The sequence below is a fragment of the Chryseobacterium joostei genome (genome assembly GCF_003815775.1).
Lineage (GTDB): Bacteria > Bacteroidota > Bacteroidia > Flavobacteriales > Weeksellaceae > Chryseobacterium > Chryseobacterium joostei.
This window is the reverse complement of the sequence record NZ_CP033926.1, coordinates 1,715,130-1,731,479: the sequence shown is the minus strand read 5'-3', so window position 1 is coordinate 1,731,479 and position 16,350 is coordinate 1,715,130. Positions and strand designations below refer to the sequence as shown.

At 35.1% G+C, this 16,350-nt stretch carries 19 protein-coding genes; 9 read left to right on the top strand and 10 right to left on the bottom strand.

Annotated elements, in window-relative coordinates:
• Positions 1-5 precede the first annotated feature (5 nt).
• Positions 6-239 (bottom strand): hypothetical protein, encoded by a 234-nt coding sequence (locus EG359_RS07855; protein WP_076352319.1) that lies wholly within the window; start codon positions 237-239, stop codon positions 6-8.
• A gap of 242 nt (positions 240-481) precedes the next feature.
• Between EG359_RS07855 and EG359_RS07850 the strand changes: the two genes are divergently transcribed.
• The 5 genes from EG359_RS07850 to EG359_RS07830 all read left to right on the top strand — a co-directional run bounded on the left by EG359_RS07850 (position 482) and on the right by EG359_RS07830 (position 6,364).
• Positions 482-1,108, top strand: coding sequence for a TetR/AcrR family transcriptional regulator (locus EG359_RS07850; RefSeq protein WP_228422174.1), 627 nt, complete (start codon positions 482-484; stop codon positions 1,106-1,108).
• Positions 1,092-2,408 (top strand): TolC family protein, encoded by a 1,317-nt coding sequence (locus tag EG359_RS07845; protein ID WP_076352317.1) that lies wholly within the window; start codon positions 1,092-1,094, stop codon positions 2,406-2,408. The genes EG359_RS07850 and EG359_RS07845 overlap by 17 nt, the downstream gene beginning before the upstream one ends.
• 20 nt (positions 2,409-2,428) lie before the next feature.
• Entirely contained in the window at positions 2,429-3,532 is a 1,104-nt protein-coding gene (locus tag EG359_RS07840) for an HlyD family secretion protein (RefSeq protein ID WP_076352316.1), read from the top strand.
• 134 nt (positions 3,533-3,666) lie between these two features.
• Positions 3,667-5,244 carry a DHA2 family efflux MFS transporter permease subunit gene (locus EG359_RS07835; RefSeq protein ID WP_076352315.1) on the top strand — a complete coding sequence of 526 codons (1,578 nt, stop codon included), beginning with the start codon at positions 3,667-3,669 and terminating at the stop codon, positions 5,242-5,244.
• A 523-nt stretch (positions 5,245-5,767) separates the two neighbouring features.
• Positions 5,768-6,364: a hypothetical protein gene (locus tag EG359_RS07830; RefSeq protein ID WP_076352314.1), complete on the top strand. Its 597-nt coding sequence runs from the start codon at positions 5,768-5,770 to the stop codon at positions 6,362-6,364.
• Positions 6,365-6,653: 289 nt separating this feature from the next.
• Here EG359_RS07830 and EG359_RS07825 read toward each other — a convergent pair whose 3' ends face one another.
• The 3 genes from EG359_RS07825 to EG359_RS07815 are packed head-to-tail and all read right to left on the bottom strand — an operon-like array spanning position 6,654 to position 9,028.
• Positions 6,654-7,667 carry a TQO small subunit DoxD gene (locus EG359_RS07825; RefSeq protein ID WP_076352313.1) on the bottom strand — a complete coding sequence of 338 codons (1,014 nt, stop codon included), beginning with the start codon at positions 7,665-7,667 and terminating at the stop codon, positions 6,654-6,656.
• A 51-nt stretch (positions 7,668-7,718) separates the two neighbouring features.
• Positions 7,719-8,096: a hypothetical protein gene (locus EG359_RS07820; protein WP_076352312.1), complete on the bottom strand. Its 378-nt coding sequence runs from the start codon at positions 8,094-8,096 to the stop codon at positions 7,719-7,721.
• Positions 8,097-8,113: 17 nt separating this feature from the next.
• On the bottom strand, positions 8,114-9,028 hold the full coding sequence (locus EG359_RS07815; protein WP_076352311.1) for an alpha/beta hydrolase: 915 nt from the start codon (positions 9,026-9,028) through the stop codon (positions 8,114-8,116).
• Between the two features lie 161 nt (positions 9,029-9,189).
• Between EG359_RS07815 and EG359_RS07810 the strand changes: the two genes are divergently transcribed.
• Both EG359_RS07810 and EG359_RS07805 read left to right on the top strand, forming a co-directional pair.
• On the top strand, positions 9,190-9,507 hold the full coding sequence (locus EG359_RS07810) for a nucleoside triphosphate pyrophosphohydrolase family protein (RefSeq protein ID WP_076352310.1): 318 nt from the start codon (positions 9,190-9,192) through the stop codon (positions 9,505-9,507).
• A complete protein-coding gene (locus EG359_RS07805) occupies positions 9,507-10,052 on the top strand; it encodes a DNA-3-methyladenine glycosylase I (protein ID WP_076352309.1) in 546 nt (181 codons plus the stop codon). Before EG359_RS07810 ends, EG359_RS07805 begins: the two co-directional genes overlap by 1 nt.
• Positions 10,053-10,102: 50 nt before the next feature.
• Here EG359_RS07805 and EG359_RS07800 read toward each other — a convergent pair whose 3' ends face one another.
• Both EG359_RS07800 and EG359_RS07795 read right to left on the bottom strand, forming a co-directional pair.
• Complete coding sequence (locus EG359_RS07800) at positions 10,103-10,612, bottom strand: hypothetical protein (RefSeq protein WP_076352308.1); 510 nt, start codon at positions 10,610-10,612, stop codon at positions 10,103-10,105.
• A gap of 58 nt (positions 10,613-10,670) precedes the next feature.
• On the bottom strand, positions 10,671-11,039 hold the full coding sequence (locus EG359_RS07795; RefSeq protein WP_076352307.1) for a winged helix-turn-helix transcriptional regulator: 369 nt from the start codon (positions 11,037-11,039) through the stop codon (positions 10,671-10,673).
• A gap of 91 nt (positions 11,040-11,130) precedes the next feature.
• On the opposite strand from EG359_RS07795, the gene EG359_RS07790 reads away from it, so the two are divergent.
• A complete protein-coding gene (locus tag EG359_RS07790; protein ID WP_076352306.1) occupies positions 11,131-11,661 on the top strand; it encodes an NAD(P)H-dependent oxidoreductase in 531 nt (176 codons plus the stop codon).
• Positions 11,662-11,695: 34 nt separating this feature from the next.
• Here EG359_RS07790 and EG359_RS07785 read toward each other — a convergent pair whose 3' ends face one another.
• From EG359_RS07785 to EG359_RS07770, 4 genes are all read right to left on the bottom strand, one after another.
• Positions 11,696-12,148, bottom strand: coding sequence for a hypothetical protein (locus EG359_RS07785; protein WP_076352305.1), 453 nt, complete (start codon positions 12,146-12,148; stop codon positions 11,696-11,698).
• Positions 12,145-12,627: a hypothetical protein gene (locus EG359_RS07780; protein ID WP_076352304.1), complete on the bottom strand. Its 483-nt coding sequence runs from the start codon at positions 12,625-12,627 to the stop codon at positions 12,145-12,147. The genes EG359_RS07785 and EG359_RS07780 overlap by 4 nt, the downstream gene beginning before the upstream one ends.
• Before the next feature lie 34 nt (positions 12,628-12,661).
• Positions 12,662-14,248, bottom strand: coding sequence for a patatin-like phospholipase family protein (locus EG359_RS07775; protein ID WP_076352303.1), 1,587 nt, complete (start codon positions 14,246-14,248; stop codon positions 12,662-12,664).
• A gap of 86 nt (positions 14,249-14,334) precedes the next feature.
• Positions 14,335-15,234 carry a magnesium transporter CorA family protein gene (locus EG359_RS07770; RefSeq protein WP_076352302.1) on the bottom strand — a complete coding sequence of 300 codons (900 nt, stop codon included), beginning with the start codon at positions 15,232-15,234 and terminating at the stop codon, positions 14,335-14,337.
• 73 nt (positions 15,235-15,307) lie between these two features.
• On the opposite strand from EG359_RS07770, the gene EG359_RS07765 reads away from it, so the two are divergent.
• On the top strand, positions 15,308-16,330 hold the full coding sequence (locus EG359_RS07765; protein ID WP_076352301.1) for a 3-oxoacyl-ACP synthase III family protein: 1,023 nt from the start codon (positions 15,308-15,310) through the stop codon (positions 16,328-16,330).
• The last annotated feature ends 20 nt before the right edge of the window (positions 16,331-16,350 follow it).

The window sequence follows — 16,350 nt, the reverse complement described above, 5'->3', positions numbered from 1 at the left end:
TAATTTTAAGCTGCCTTTTTTTCCTTTACAGTTTTTTTATCTTTTGCCTTTGGAGTATTTTCTGCTGTTTTCATCTTTGCATCACAACCTTTATGGTGAGCGTCAGAACATGCCTTTTTATCTTTTACAGAGCATTCTTTCTTATCTTTTCCTGCACAACATCCGCCTTCTTTAGGTTTTTCCTGTGCATAAGTAAATGCAAATAAACTGATGGCCAGAACTGAGATTATTTTTTTCATGATTTAAAATTTTTAAAGTCGATAAAAATAATAATTTTTTTGAATTGTTTTAGAATATTTAAATAATCTTTAAAATTGTATTCATTATTTCTGTGAATTTAACCTTTCTGTATGACTTCCTTATTCTTTCATAGAGGCTGTCTTTTATTCCTGATAAATTAAATCAATCTTAAAAAACCAATCAATCGTTTGATTCAGTTGAAAACTTATGTAAATTTGCGCCCTGAAAAATGGACACTGACATGATTTCAAAAGAAGAAAATATATTGTTTGCAGCTGAAAAGCTCTTTGCTGAAAAGGGTTTCGATGGAACTTCCACCAGGGAAATTGCAAAAATGGCTAATGTAAACATCTCTATGATTTCGTATTATTTTGGTTCTAAGGAAAAACTCTATGAAAAATTGGTTGAATACAGAATGAATGAGGGGCAGTTTTTTTCAAAGGATATTGTAGAGAGAACTGACCTTAATGAATGGCAGAAAATTGAGAAAATAATAGACCAGTTTTCCAATAGAATAAGAACCCAAAAATGCTTTTACAGGATTATGCAGAGAGAACAGCTTCATGCAGAGAATCCGCAGATTGTAGCGTTTTTAAAGGAAACCAAAATGTCATTCCTTTCCATGTATTCCCGAATATTGGAAAGTGGGCTGAAGAGTGGTGTTTTTACAAAAAATCCTCCTATTTATCTGCTTCATTCTACGATAAGCGGAACTTTATTCTATGCATTCAATGCCAAGGAAATGTATAAGGAATTCCTTAATGATACAGCAGAAGATGATGTTTTTGACGAAACATACTATACCGAACTTAATAAACATATAAAACATTTACTAAAAGACCTTTTAGGTTATGAAGAGAATAAATAACTCAGTGATTGCATTATCACTATTCGTAGGAATAGCAAATGCAAATGCTCAGGAGAAAAAAAATCTTTCTCTTGACGAAGCTGTGCAGCTGGGAATCCAGAACAGCAAGAATCTCAAGATCGATGCAGCCAAGATCGAAGAGGCTACAGCTGATCTTCTGGAGGCTAAAAACAGACAACTTCCGGAATTGAAAGTTTCAGGAAGCTATATGTATCTTCCGATAAAACCCAACGTAGAGCTTAAACTTCCAGGAGTATCAGGTGGAGCAGGAGGTCCGGAAGTACACCAAGTGCTTTATGGTTCTGCAAACCTTAGTGTACCTATTTACAGCGGCGGAAGAATCAAGTATGGTATTCAGTCCGCAAAATATCTGGTAGAAGCTTCAAAATTAAGTACGGAGAATGACAAGATTGCCATTGCTTACAATGTAGCTCAGGCTTACAATAATTTGTTTAAAGCCAACCAGGCTATTAAGGTTTTTGAAGAAAATCTTATTGCTTCACAAAAGAGAGATGAAACTTTCCTTAAAATGGAGAACAACGGATTAATAGCCAGAAACGACAGGTTAAAGGCAAATCTCCAAACTTCAAACATTGAACTTCAATTATTGGAAGCCAAGAATAATTATAATATTGCCAACATCAATATTGACCTGTTATTAGGACTTCCTGAAACTACAGAAATTGATGTAGACCAAAATTATATTGAAGAAGGTTCTGAGGTAAAACCTGTTGACTTTTATGTGAATGAAGCCAGAGAAAATCGTAAGGATCTACAGGCTTTGGCACAACAAAGAAAGGCAGCAGAATTGGGAACAAAGTCTGCAAAGGCAGAGAATCTTCCATCCCTGGCATTTACAGGAGGATATGTGGCAGCAGATATTCCTAAGTTTCTTACGATTTACAATGCGGTGAATGTAGGAGTTGGGATTTCTTATAATCTGTCTAATATCTGGAAAGAAAATTCATCATTAAAGCAATCTCAAGCCAGAGAAAAGCAATTAGCAGCTACAGATGAATTATTGAATGATAACATTAAACTTGATGTAAACAGAGAATATCAAAATACAGATTATTCTAAAAAGAAAATTGCTGTTTTTGAAAAATCTGCTGAACAGGCTAATGAAAACTTCAGAATCACAAAAAATAAATATGATAACGGTCTTGCCACCATGACAGAATTATTGGATGCAGACGCAGCTCAGATTTCAGCAAATGTAGGAGTTATCAATGCAAAAGCAGATGCAGCATTAGCCTACAGAAAACTATTACAGACTACAGGAACTTTAACAATTAAATAAACTTAAGAACGATACCAACAATGGAAAATAATGATAAACAAGTGGCTGAACCTAAAAAGAAAAAAAGTTTAGTCTTTCCAATAATTTTGGCGGTTGTTTTAATCGGTGGAGGAATCTACGGTTATAGAGCATACACTTACGGACAATATCACGAAGAGACTGATGATGCTCAAATTGCTTCAAATATGTCTCCTGTTATTTCTAAAATTTCAGGATATATAACCGAAGTTAAAGTAAAAGATAATCAATTTGTAAAGAAAGGGGATACCTTGGTTATTTTAGATAGCAGAGATCAGAAAATGGCTCTTGAACAAGCCCAGGCAGCATTGTCTACAGCGAAAAGCAATATCTCAAATGCAGAAGCTTCTACCACTGCAACTTCAAAAAATATCAGTTCTTCTGAGGCAGCAGTAGTAACTGCTAATGCACAGATAGAAGCAGCAAAAGTAAATGTTTGGAAAACCTCTCAGGATTTGAAAAGATATGCCAATCTTGTGAAGGATCACTCCATTACAGAGCAGCAATATGAGCAGGCTTTAGCTGCAAAACAAACAGCAGATAAGCAATTACAGGTTTTAGTTGACCAAAGAAACCAAATTGCTCAGCAAACTAATATCGCATCATCTCAAACAGCTGCCAGCTCTCAACAAATCAGTGTTGCAGGTTCTGTGGCTAAACAAAGAGAAGTAGATGTTGAAAATGCAAAATTAAACTTATCATATACTGTAATATTGGCTTCTGAAGATGGATTTGTTGGCAAAGTTCCTATTCAGGCCGGACAATATTTACAAGCAGGATCACAGTTGTTTTCTTTAGTTAAAAATGATCAGAAATGGGTGGTTGCCAACTTCAAAGAAACTCAGGTTCATAAAATGGTAGAGGGACAAAAAGTGAAAGTTGAAATTGATGCTTTTCCTGATAAAGAATTTGAAGGAGTTGTAAGTTCATTTTCTCCGGCTACAGGTTCTACATTCTCTATTCTTCCTCCGGATAATGCAAGTGGTAACTTTGTGAAAGTAGTGCAAAGACTTCCTGTTAAGATTGATTTTGTAAAATTGGATCCTAGCATTGCCAAAAAACTAAGAACAGGGATGAACGTGAAAGCAGAGGTTTCACTGAAATAGTACTTCATGTATTGAGGTAAAATGATCTTATGAATGATTTGAAATGAATGGTTTTAGCCAACGTTTAAATCATCAATACATTTTACATTGTACGTTTTACAAAATTTTCACATCAATACATTGTACAAAAAATTATGCAAGATTCATTAGTAGAATATGGAGCCCGAAGAGTGATTATTACAATCACAGCGATTCTTTGTGCTTTGCTGGAAATTGTGGATTCCACGATTGTGAACGTTGCCTTGAACGAGATGAAAGGTAACCTGGGCTCTACACTTTCCGAAGTGGGATGGGTAATTACGGCGTATGCCATTGGTAACGTAATTATTGTGCCAATGACAAGCTGGCTTTCCCAACAGTTTGGACGACGAAATTACTTTGCAGCCTCTATTATCATTTTTACCGTATTTTCATTCTTATGTGGTAATGCAGATAATATTTGGGAACTGGTATTTTTCAGATTGTGTCAGGGGATTGGAGGTGGAGCCTTATTGGTAACATCGCAGACCATCATCACGGAATCATACCCGGTTGAAAAAAGAAGTATGGCTCAGGCTATTTATGGTTTGGGAGTAATTATTGGTCCTACATTAGGCCCGCCATTAGGAGGTTATATTGTAGATAATTTTAGCTGGCCTTATATTTTCTATATTAATATCCCTATCGGGATTGCAGCCACTTTAATGACACTACAGTTTATAAAAAGTCCGAAATATGCTGAGAAGCGTAAAGCCTCAGATGTAGACTGGTTAGGAATTGCTTTACTGGCTGTAACGGTTGGTTCATTACAGTTTATTTTGGAAAGAGGACATGAAGAAGACTGGTTTGAAAGTGGAATGATCATCACATTTACGGCGACAGCAGTATTAGGATTTATATTATTCCTTTGGCGAGAGCTTACCTTCAAATATCCGATTGTAGAGCTTAGAGTTTTGAAGAACGGGAACTTACGAATCGGAACGGCGATGTCCTTTGTATTAGGATTTGGTCTGTACGGGTCAACATTCATTGTTCCTTTATATACCCAGAGTATTTTGGGATGGACGGCTTTAGAGTCGGGGGCATTGATGATTCCGGCTGCATTGACGACCGCCTTTATGATGCCTATTATTGGTAGGTTGCTTTCGAAAGGAGTGAAACAGCAGATTCTTGTTTCTTTAGGATTATTTACATTCTTTGTTTATAGCTTCTGGGGGTACAAAATTCTGACTCCAGATACCAGTAAAGAAGCATTCTTCTGGATGTTGATGGTAAGGGGAGCAGGATTAGGGTTGTTATTTATTCCGATCACATCATTATCATTAAGTACGCTAAAAGGTCAGGAAATTGGTCAGGGAGCTGCATTTACAGGGATGATGAGACAGTTGGGGGGATCTTTCGGGATCGCTGCAATTACAACATTTATCGCAAATGCCAGCCAAAAATACAGAGTCAATTTGATTTCTCATTTGGATTCCAATGACTTTGATGTTCAGCAGAGATTAAGTGCGTTAAAGGCAAGTTTCATGGCTAAAGGGATGACTCCCGATGCGGCAATGAATGCTGCTTATAAAATGCTGGATCTTACTGTTACTAAACAGGCAACGGTACTGTCATATATGGATGTCTTCCTTTATTTAGGAATTGCATTCTTAGTTTGTATTCCGTTCATTTTGTTTATAAAAGAAAGGAAAAGTAAAGAAAAAATAGATTTAAGTGAAGCCATGCACTAAATTTTAATATAAAAAGCCTCCGAAAATTTCGGAGGCTTTTTTGCCAAAAATTGATGAAGCTGTTTTTTATTTTAGATTTCATTAGGGCTAAACTATTTTTCAATAGTTAGGTTACCAAAGCTCATTTTCTTTTTTATAAATTAATATCACTTATTGGAGAATTTATTTATTTTTTTTAGCTTTACACTACCAAATGAAAAAAATATGAATAGATTCCCTTACTCTTATTATGCCTTTTCAAAAGGTAAAGATCGGAATGCAATATTCCTGCATTATTTATAAATCAATTCCAGATTATACGATAGCTTTCCATGAGCTATAATATTTGTTTATATGGGAAAGTAAAGATGACTGCTTCTTATTTTCAAGTCTATATGAAGGAGTAGGAAACCATACTTTTTTCTCCATTGACAGGATTTTATTAAAAGATTTTTAATCATTAAACTTCCTTAAAATGATACTGTATTTTATGATTTAAAACATTTTACATCAACTAATAACCAAAACTTTATAAAATTTAAACATGAATCCAATACAACTGCCGGAAACCTTTATGGCACTATCAGATTTCAGGAAACATGATATTTATCTTCCTGAAATGGACCAGGCTCAGATCATATCAGACTTCTTTCCCGGAAACTTTACAGAATTAACCCAGCGTCTTTCGGATATTACCGGAGCTTTTTACGGAGGGCTGCTTAAACAGGCCGGAAAACTGTATGGTGCCGAAGCTATCGAACAGCTTTCCAATACATTTATGTATGATTTAGGATCAAGAATGACTTTGAAAAATCTGCAAACAAAACCCAATTTACAACCAGGAATTCCTGCAGTGGCAAAAATACTTATCGGAGCAGTATTTACATCCAGTCCCGAATATAATTTTGAATTTAAAGAATTAAATGAGCACAGAGTTGAAATGCTGATGAAAGGAGTAGACCGCTACCATAAAATTACCCAAAGTCTTCAAATTGCAGGACTGTTGAAATGGCCGGTCATAAAGCCATTTGTACAAGGAATATGCGATACCATGGGACTGGATGTTTTACTTGAAATAAAAGTCCTGAAACTGGATCCGGATAGTTCATGTATTTATCAGGTGAATGTAACAGAGAAATAAGATGTTTAAAAAATTAAATGATTAAAGATTATGTCATTAAACATCAATAGGAGCGGACTTTAGTCCGCTTTTATAATAAATATATCATTCGTATGGCTTTAGCCAAAAATTAAAAATAGGAAAACCTCATTTCCCAAATCTCTGTTGGTAATCACAAGGACGCAAAAATTCACTTTCTATGATCAAAATATACAATGGTATCGAAGATAAAACCCCTTTCTTGCAACATGCAATAGATAAAAATGTGCGCCCTTGCGTATACCCACAAATTATAGCATTAAATTTAAATCTATCGGATACTTTCTGCCCATTCAATACCACTGATATCAATTAGTTTCAAAGCATGAATCTCTTCCTTTTGAAGAATATCATGAATACTGAAGCTAACATCTGCCTTGGCTCCCAACGGAATTACGAGACTGTGTTTCCCTGGTTTTACCTTGGTTACATAATGATTTTTAATGCTTTCCTTAGACAATTTTGAAAGTTCTTTTTGATCCAGTTCCTTTAAAATATTTCCCTTTTTATCCAAAACTTGGATTCCGATAAGGAAAGAACCGTAGACATCTGCTCCTTCAGTTCTATACACTTCAAATTTTAAATCCGAGTTATTGTGTGAAATGTTGGAGATTTCAAGCTTTGGCTTCACAGACTTATTATGCAGTGTTCCCCAGACGCCACCATGAAAATACTGATTGGTGTAAAGGGTAAGACCAAAGATTATTAAAGAACCAGCCAACACGAGTGTTTTGGGTTTTGAAACAGGAAGATTCCCGGAGCCTAGCCATTGGAACCATTTTCTTTGGGTGAAACCCTTATTTTTCTTCATAAAATAATAGTCAAGAGAATAAGGACCACTACCCGTAAGAAATAAAACAAATCCTCCTGCAACCCCAAGAACACCAATTTGCCATTCATCAAGACAAGTGGTTCCCAACCAACCGGAGCCTAACAAAATCCCCAATGCAAGACTGAAGATCCCAATGCTCATCAATCGTGTAAAAAGACCAAGAATGATTAATAATCCTACAATCGCTTCGATAATGGTGAATATCATCATAGACCGTTGCAAGGCATCTGGATGGGTCACCAGGTATTCTATGACAGGTTTAATTCCTAAGGCATTGGGTAAGAAATGATTGAATTTTTCTCCGATATATCCCTTTTCATCAGGAATAAGCTTGTTTTCAAGGATAAGTCTGCGCCAAAAAGCTGAAAAATAGGTCCATCCGATAACCATGCGGAGGGATAAAGTATATAATCCGGCCAGATCAGAAGACTGGCTGTTTGTAGTATGTTTCATTGAAATTAATATTGTATTGTAAAAAACTTAAATTATTGGATTTAAAAAAGTTTAAATAATACTTAATTTTAGTCTTTTAAATAAAATATATTTCGGGGGGCTGTTGCCTGTAGTATGTCCAGAATACTCGTTGAAAAATATCTTTTCTTCTCCAATATTGCTTTTAGTGGAATCAAAAGCGAAAAAGAATTTTTTGTCAATAATCTTAGCTTCAGTTTTTGAAACAGAAGTTTTAGAAGAAGTGTTGGCTATATCGCAATTTTGGGAAAGTCCTGAGGTCGTTTTTACCTTGTTTAATCCGCTGATGTATTGAATGTCAAAAATATCCAGAACATTTCTCTTAACAGAGCATGGAGATAATGAAAACGCCAGTATAAGCATCGTTATGATGGCTTTGTAGGTCTTCATATGAACTTTGGTATTTGACATTTTTACAAAACTACACTTTATTTTAATTTAAGCTCCATAAATTTTAAAAATTCATCCTGCTGGTCTACAAATAAATAATGGGAACAGTTATCAATAAGCTTGAGGTTATCTTTTCCCACAATATTTTTAAGGTCATTGATCTGTTTATTGGAGAATATGCCGTCATTTTTTCCATATACAGCATACATAGGTATACCTTTTCTTTTGATTGTTTTTAAAATAACAGTATTATCGAGGTTATTCAATCGTTCATTCTGGTAAAACTTAATAGGAGAGTTGGCATTTCTGATATTATTTTTATAGAATTCGCCAGCTTGATATTCTTTTCTTAAATTTTCACTTTCCGGGGTTGGATTGGGCATATCAAAGAAGCCCAATTTGCTGGCCATTTCGTAGCATCTTTTTCGGTAGGCAGCAGAATTTTTATCAAGATTTTCTATTTCAGAAATCTCCTTTAACTGAGTTGGGTCATTTTTGAAATGTTCTTTGGCTTGTTTTAAAATATGATCATAGGTTTCCTGTTGGGTAAATAATGCTCCGGCAAGGGTAAGTGATCTCACTTTTTCAGGAAACTGACTGGTAAATAATGTTCCGATAATTCCTCCGAAGCTATGGGCAAGAATATGTGCTTTTTTGATCTTATAGGTATTGTAAATCTGTTTTAAATCCTCAAAGCTTTCCTTGAAGGTCATTGTTGCATTCTCATCTTTGGATCGTCCTTCTCCAAGTCTGTCGTAGGCAATAACATAAAATCCTTTGTCAGCCATCTTTTGAGCAGTAGTTCCTTCGAATAAAGTAGCATTTCCACTCGGTCCGCCATGTATAAAAATTACAGCAGGATTCTTTTTATTTCCATAAGCCTTGGAGTATAGATTTTGAGCATTTACAGAAGTTAAAAACAAGGAAAATAGAACGGATAAGAGAAATTTCATAGTTGAATTTTTGAAAAACCTAAACTACTAAATATTTTCAGTAATTATAGAAGCATATTCAGTTTCTACAATTATAAAAAAATAAAACACTACTGACTAACAGTTGTCACAATCCTGATTTATCTTTATACCCTGAAATTTTTATATTAAAAAAACAAAATATGGACATTAATAATTTTGATAAAATCATCAAACGTTCCTTGGACATCAGGGAAAAATATCATCAGCTGGAAATAAAAAGCAACGGAACCCAATGGACCTTGGAAGAAGATGCTCTTGCTTATCTTACTGATGCGGGACTGGTTGGAAGAAATGTAATGTCTCATGAGAAAACATGGCTGAAAAAAGATTCAGCAGAAGAATTGGAACATAAATTAGCAGAAAATATCTGGTGGCTGATCACCCTTGCAGACCGTACGGGGATTGATATTAAGGAAGCCATGGAGAAATTCTTAACCAAAACAGAAAATATATTCTAATGAGTTATTGTTTAGCGATAGAGGGAATGCAGCCTGAAAGCAGGAAGGAGCTGCACAAAAATTACCACGACAACTATTACGGGTTTCCTATTCATGATGATAATGAATTATTTGGAAGATTGATTTTAGAAATCAATCAGGCAGGTTTGAGCTGGGAAACAGTTCTGAAAAAAGAAGAAAGCTTCAGAAAGGCATATGACAATTTTGATATTAAAAAAATAGCAGCCTACACTGAAGAAGACCGCGAAAGATTGTTGAATGACAACGGAATTATCCGAAATAAGCTGAAAGTAAATGCTGCCATTGAAAATGCCAAGACCATTATTGAGCTGCAACAAGAATTTGGTTCATTTGAAAAATGGCTGGAACATCACCATCCCAAAACATTGCAGGAATGGATGAAGCTTTTCAAGAAGACATTTAAATTTACAGGAGGAGAAATTGTTAACGAATTTTTAATGAGTACAGGTTACCTGAAAGGAGCACATCATGAAACTTGTCCTATTCACGCAAAAGTTTTAGAACATAAACCTTTGTGGAAATAATTTAAAACAATATAGACATGCCGACAAGAAAATCAGTCGGCATGATTTTTTTATCTTAGGCTTCTTACGGAAACATCAGGCTTTTCACCTTGAGGAACAATAAAAATGGCGTTGTTACTAATAGAATCACCCGGATCAAAATAATAACTTCCGGTTACAGGAATCGTGCTGGTAGTAAATTTTCCGGATTTGTCATAGGCAGAATAGGTAACATTGATGATCTGGGCTTTCATCTTCAGTTCAATTTTTTTGGAAGTCAGCCTTGCTCCGGTTGCATTGATGCAGTCTAATTCTACAAGGTTGATATTGCTTACAATCTGTGGAAATGCAGATAACCTGATATTATATGCTTTGTCTGAAGTATTCTTCACGGTTGCAGACACCTTATAGCGGTCATACTGCTTTCCTCCGGATTCAATACTTTCCTTATTGAGAATGTTGAATGTGACGTTCATGCCATTGACTTCCAGTGTTTGGCCATCAGAAATCTTTTGGGCGCTTATGGATGTTCCCCAAAAAATAGTAGTAACGAGGGTAATTAATAAAGCTAAGTTTTTCATTTTGTTAATTTGTGAGTTTAATGATTATTAAATTTACATAAAATAACAAAATGGAGAACTATTTACTTTCTTCTATAAGTTCTTTATGCTCTTTTCCCCATTTTTCAAATTCAAGGATAATAGGTTTCAGTTTATAGCCAATTTCAGTCAGTTCATATTCTACCCGTGGTGGAACTTCTGCATACACGGTTCTTGTAATGATTTTATCATCCTCTAATCTGCGGAGTTGAAGAGTGAGCATGCGTTCTGTAATGTTTTGAAGACGTTTCTTTAATTCTCCAAATCTCATTTTGCCATTAATCAGATAACAACAGATGGCAAGTGCCCATTGCCCACCAATAATGTTGGATGCATACACCTCCGGACATTCATCTGCAAGGGCTTTCTTATTGGCGAAATTCGTTGAGGTTTCCTTTATTTTAGTCATTACTTACATTTTTTATAGTACCATACAATAGGTTGCTAATGTACAAAATGTAAGTTACGTATCGTAATTTTGCGACAGAAATTTAAACATAATGAAAACATTAGTTATTGTCACACACCCTGATATTGAAAAATCAATCATTAACAAAAGATGGATCGAGGAATTGGCGAAATATCCTGAAAAGTATACAGTTCATCAATTATACGAAGCTTATCCTGACGGGAAAATTAATGTAGCCAGAGAGCAGGAGTTGATGGAATCCTATGATAAAATTGTATTTCAGTTTCCTTTCTACTGGTTCAGCAGTCCGCCAATGTTAAAGCAATGGCTTGATGAGGTTGTTTTGTATGGCTGGGCTTATGGGAGTAACAGCGGATTTAAACTGGAGGGAAAGAAAATGTCATTGGCTGTTACCGCCGGAATTGATAAAGAAGGCTACAGCAAGTCAGGAGAATATAAGTACACGATGAATGAACTTTTCCGTCCCTATGAGCTAACCTTTGATTATATTAAAGCGAAATACGAAGAACCTTTTGTATACTATGGCATAGAGCGTAATTCTTCTGAGGAATGGATTGAAAATAGTGTTCCGATGTATCTTGAGTTTCTGGATCAGTTATAAGAAATAAAAGTTAAGTTGGACCTCTGGGTTCAACTTACTTTTGAATGTATTCAAATGGTTCAACATTCCAATCTTGAACATATTTTTTTATAATATTACTATCAATATTAAAAGGTACATCCTCATATTTCCAGCCCTTTTCAGGGATTTTTAGATCAATAAGATAATTTTCAATAGAATAAATATCGAGTACCTCTGTATTTTCAGGTTTAATAGAATCAAAGATAATAAGAAACTTATCTCCTTTTTTATACGAATTACTTGTGGTTTTAAAGTAGATTTTATAGTTAAAATGATATTTGTAATCTGTTCCAACACCATTATTATTCTTTTGGTGCCAATCTGTAATGGCTTCTCCAATTGTGTATTTAGGATTTTTGAGCATATGATTTATCCCTATATTGGCACTAATTAATGAGAATATAATAAATACTAAAGTGGCCATCAAAAAAATAATATGAAATTTTTCTGAGATAAATTTTTTCATGTTCGATTACTATATTTTTTATTGAATTTTTGCAGATCTACCGCCTGTTCCTGAAAATATTCTTTAAACTTATCAGAAATTTTTTTGTCTTTAAATTTTAAAATGGTATATCCACTATCAAAAGCTATAATTTCTAAAATACTTTCCTGTATTAGAAAATGATTACTTTCCCAAACGAGGGAATCCTCGGCAGATAATTTTGAAATTAATGAAGTATCCGGTTCAATATTACCTGGTACAGCAGCCACTATACCCCAAATGACCTGAGGATTACTTTTATATAACTGCTCAAATTGTTGATGATCTAACAAAAAAAAGTCTTCATCAAAATTAATTGGAATTGGTTGTTCATTAGGAACAAAATCTAGATCGGTCAAGATCCAGCTATAATCAGAGAGATCTTCCCAAATAGGTTTGAGAACTTTTTGAAGATTTGTATGAAATTTTACCTTTTTTGTACTTCTAATAATCCAGTTCATTAATTATGTTTTCAGCTAAAATAATTAAAAATCCCTATCCCACAGTTGGAGTATCTTCTTCTTTCAGGATTTTTTTCTCTTTCATGGTAAGCATCATTCTTTCATATTTGTATTTTTCCCAGTCAAATAGGTTGAGAAAGTCAAGGGCAGCCTGAAAACCCCTGTTGAAAAGATCTTCTTTCTCTTCCTTTTTCATAAAGAAATTCAGCCAACTGCTGGTGCCGCAGTTTACAGATTGTATGCTGTACAAACGGTAGAAAGTGTGCTTGGTAAGGAATGTTTTGTCATTGAATCCTTTTAGTGTACTGATGATATTTCCGGCATAGCTGAAAGGGGTTTTAAGAATTTCCCTACTTGTTTTTCCTTTTTCAGAAAGAATATCAGAATCACTCGTCAGTTGAACCCCGAAAAGAGGCATTCTCGGATAAAAAACTTCATCAGCATGAAACAGATCAATAGGAAAATTGGAGATACTGCCTCCATCAATGAAGACACCAACCGGATTAATATCTTCCTGTTTGGTATTCATCCAATACCTCCATGCATATTTTATGGAGCTTTCCGTTTTATCAATTCTTTTCTGAAAAGGTTCAAAGAAGAAAGGAACAGACATGGATGCCCTTACAAACTCAGCCGGACTGGCATGTTTCAATTCTTCTTCGGACCAGTATAAATTGGCCATTGTTGGAAGTTCAACCTTTATTTTGGCATTAATGTCGGTTGTAATGACAACATATTCTGACTGAAGCAGGTAAAACGGATTGTTTTTATAATAATCATTATTCACAACACTATCATAGAAAATCTTATATCTTGTAAGATCAATATGCTCCTGATTTTTGGTTTTAATCCTTTCAATACTGTTTAAAGCCATTGTATAATACTCCTGATTATTCCCGTAACGATAGTTGAGGTTAAGATCCCGTTCCTTTTGAATGAATTTCTCATTGAGATGGGCTACGGTTTTGATGCCAAAATCATCCAAGGCTCTTTCCATGGTATTCATGAAAATAGTTCCAGGATTCAGCCCACTGTTTTCTTTTCTGAAATTGTTATACAGTTTTTTGATGCAAAAAAATAGAATGACCGCCGGAACAAGAGGTATCAGAAACATGAGCTTGGCATTCAGTATGGTTTCTGAGGATACTGCAAAAGGAATACTCACCAGAATAATGAAGAGAATTGCTGCAATAATGGCATTGATCTTGAAAAAGTCCTTATTGTTCAGCATGGCATGGAGGGTTGTTTTTACATACGTTTTCCCATCCATAAAATCGGCGAAGTTCCAACTAAAAAGGATATCCTTAATGAGCTTGCTCTTGGCTTCTTCCTTGGTTTTACAGGCTGCAATAAGCATCGTATTGATAGCTCCGGCACTGGTTCCTGCTACTTTCAGAAAACGAATTCCGAAAGTTTCGAGGCCATAAAGATAGCCTACCAGCGCACTTCCCCAAACACCACCTCCTTCTTGTACAAATTCTATATACTGATTCCCATGCTGATCCAGAAGATCAGAAAATTCCTTGGCTGAAATATTCTCATGTAAGGCAATAAGTTTATCCTTGGATGCCTGCGAAAGAGAATCATCTCCCAGGATTATATTGAGGTCTTCAGTTTTCATGTACTTTGTTTTTGGTGGTGCTGAAAAAATAAATTTTTCTATTTTTCAACTATGGTGACATTTTATTCCATACTGATTTCAGAATGTTACCACTGTTTACGTCTTACATAAATAAATGTACTTACAACAACTGTTAGCATTACACCTATCGTTATGAAATAACCGTATTTATGATGAAGTTCAGGCATATTATCAAAGTTCATCCCGTAAACTCCGGCAATAAAGGTAATCGGTAAGAAATAAACCGAGTAAATTGCTAAAACTTTCATTACCTGATTGGCTTTCTGGTCAGAAAGAGCCAGGAACATAGAAATAAGGTTGGTAATCTGTATATTCAAATGATCAAAATCGGCTACTACATCCTTGTGCTTATCTTTTAAATCCACAATTTCCGAATCCTGTAAATTCAAAAGCTTGAATTTGTCAATGGCATCAGTGGAAATGACCAGAACACGAGAGTTCAATCCCGATTTTCGCTTCAGCTTATATAATCTTCGGATCTGGCTTGTATGATTGGTATTTTTAAGGAAGATTTCGTTTTCAATGTTATCCATGGTTTCCAATAGGCTTATGGATTCATCGTCAAAGCTCTTCATAATCAATATGGCAATCATTAGAGCTATTTTTTGAGGAGTAGCCTCTTCCTGTATTGTTGAAAGCTTTTTTTTCGTTTCAGAAATGCTTCTGGTTTTCATCCTGTGGATGGTAATAATGGTTTTATCCAGTATGAAAATCGCAATCTTTGTACTGATATCACTTATAGTGTTCAGGTTTTTCCTTTCCAGTTCTGTGCTTTCACGGAGAAGAAAGAACTTTACATTTCCGTCTTCTTCATATTTTGGGAGGTGATTAGGATCTATAGTATCTTCCAGAAGAAGATTGTTGATTTCGTATCGTTCATGAAGAAATTTTAGGTCTTCTGCAGTAGGAGCCTCTACATCTACCCATTCACAGTGGGTGCTTCTGTATATCGTATCAATTGGCATAAAGTAAAAATACTAATATTTTGAAAAAGTATGTGTTAAATAAGTTTTATCTTTGCCAAAATTAAAAAACTATATGATTAAAAGTACAATAAAAGGAGTTGGATTTTATGTTCCAGATAATGTTGTTACAAATGATGATTTAGCAAAATTAATGACCACCAATGATGAATGGATTACGGAGAGGACAGGCATCAAGGAACGAAGACACAGAAAAAACAGAAACGACTCTCAGGAAACAGCAGCTTACCTGGGATTTAAAGCTTCTGAAAAGGCCCTTGAGAAAGCAGGTTTAACAGCTAAAGATATCGACTACATTGTTTTTGCAACACTTTCTCCGGATTATTATTTTCCTGGATGTGGAGTATTGCTTCAGGATATGCTGGGATGTGATACCATTGGAGCCTTAGATGTGAGAAACCAATGTTCAGGATTTGTATATTCTATGAGTGTTGCCAATGCGTTCATTAAGTCAGGGATTTATAAAAATATCCTTGTTGTAGGGGCAGAGGTTCATTCATTCGGATTGGATTTTTCTGATGAGGGAAGAGGTGTTTCCGTTATTTTCGGAGATGGAGCAGGAGCGGTAGTGCTTTCTGCAACAGAAGATGAAAATGCAGGAGATATTTTAGCCGTAAACATGCACTCTGAAGGTAAATATGCTGATGAACTTTGTACTCAGTTCCCAGGTTCTAAGTTTGGCTGGAGCGACAGAATGAGAAAAGAACCGGAAAATGTAACGAATAAAGAAGTATACCCAATCATGAACGGAAACTTCGTATTTAAACATGCGGTAACAAGATTTCCGGAGACAATGATGGAAGCTTTAAATAAAGCAGGAAAAACAGTTGAGGATCTTGACATGTTTATCCCACATCAGGCGAACCTTAGAATTGCTCAGTTTGTACAGCAGAAGTTTGATCTTCCGGATGATAAAATCTTTAATAATATTCAAAAATACGGTAATACAACCGCAGCTTCCATTCCAATTGCACTAAGTGAAGCCATTGAACTAGGCAAAATTAAAAGAGGAGATTTAGTCCTTCTTTCTGCCTTTGGAAGCGGATTTACGTGGGGAAGTGTTCTTTTTGAATACTAATTAGAGCAGAAAAGAGCTAT

Excerpts from the sequence above, each read along its gene's own strand:
- EG359_RS07795 (WP_076352307.1), bottom strand. The coding sequence starts at position 11,039 with ATGACTAAAATAAAGGAAACCTCAACGAATTTCGCCAATAAGAAAGCC.
- EG359_RS07835 (WP_076352315.1), top strand. The coding sequence starts at position 3,667 with ATGCAAGATTCATTAGTAGAATATGGAGCCCGAAGAGTGATTATTACA.
- EG359_RS07780 (WP_076352304.1), bottom strand. The coding sequence starts at position 12,627 with ATGAACTGGATTATTAGAAGTACAAAAAAGGTAAAATTTCATACAAAT.
- EG359_RS07840 (WP_076352316.1), top strand. The coding sequence starts at position 2,429 with ATGGAAAATAATGATAAACAAGTGGCTGAACCTAAAAAGAAAAAAAGT.
- EG359_RS07805 (WP_076352309.1), top strand. The coding sequence starts at position 9,507 with ATGAGTTATTGTTTAGCGATAGAGGGAATGCAGCCTGAAAGCAGGAAG.
- EG359_RS07800 (WP_076352308.1), bottom strand. The coding sequence starts at position 10,612 with ATGAAAAACTTAGCTTTATTAATTACCCTCGTTACTACTATTTTTTGG.
- EG359_RS07815 (WP_076352311.1), bottom strand. The coding sequence starts at position 9,028 with ATGAAATTTCTCTTATCCGTTCTATTTTCCTTGTTTTTAACTTCTGTA.
- EG359_RS07850 (WP_228422174.1), top strand. The coding sequence starts at position 482 with ATGATTTCAAAAGAAGAAAATATATTGTTTGCAGCTGAAAAGCTCTTT.
- EG359_RS07845 (WP_076352317.1), top strand. The coding sequence starts at position 1,092 with ATGAAGAGAATAAATAACTCAGTGATTGCATTATCACTATTCGTAGGA.
- EG359_RS07790 (WP_076352306.1), top strand. The coding sequence starts at position 11,131 with ATGAAAACATTAGTTATTGTCACACACCCTGATATTGAAAAATCAATC.
- EG359_RS07820 (WP_076352312.1), bottom strand. The coding sequence starts at position 8,096 with ATGTCAAATACCAAAGTTCATATGAAGACCTACAAAGCCATCATAACG.
- EG359_RS07855 (WP_076352319.1), bottom strand. The coding sequence starts at position 239 with ATGAAAAAAATAATCTCAGTTCTGGCCATCAGTTTATTTGCATTTACT.
- EG359_RS07810 (WP_076352310.1), top strand. The coding sequence starts at position 9,190 with ATGGACATTAATAATTTTGATAAAATCATCAAACGTTCCTTGGACATC.
- EG359_RS07785 (WP_076352305.1), bottom strand. The coding sequence starts at position 12,148 with ATGAAAAAATTTATCTCAGAAAAATTTCATATTATTTTTTTGATGGCC.
- EG359_RS07830 (WP_076352314.1), top strand. The coding sequence starts at position 5,768 with ATGAATCCAATACAACTGCCGGAAACCTTTATGGCACTATCAGATTTC.
- EG359_RS07775 (WP_076352303.1), bottom strand. The coding sequence starts at position 14,248 with ATGAAAACTGAAGACCTCAATATAATCCTGGGAGATGATTCTCTTTCG.
- EG359_RS07770 (WP_076352302.1), bottom strand. The coding sequence starts at position 15,234 with ATGCCAATTGATACGATATACAGAAGCACCCACTGTGAATGGGTAGAT.
- EG359_RS07765 (WP_076352301.1), top strand. The coding sequence starts at position 15,308 with ATGATTAAAAGTACAATAAAAGGAGTTGGATTTTATGTTCCAGATAAT.
- EG359_RS07825 (WP_076352313.1), bottom strand. The coding sequence starts at position 7,667 with ATGAAACATACTACAAACAGCCAGTCTTCTGATCTGGCCGGATTATAT.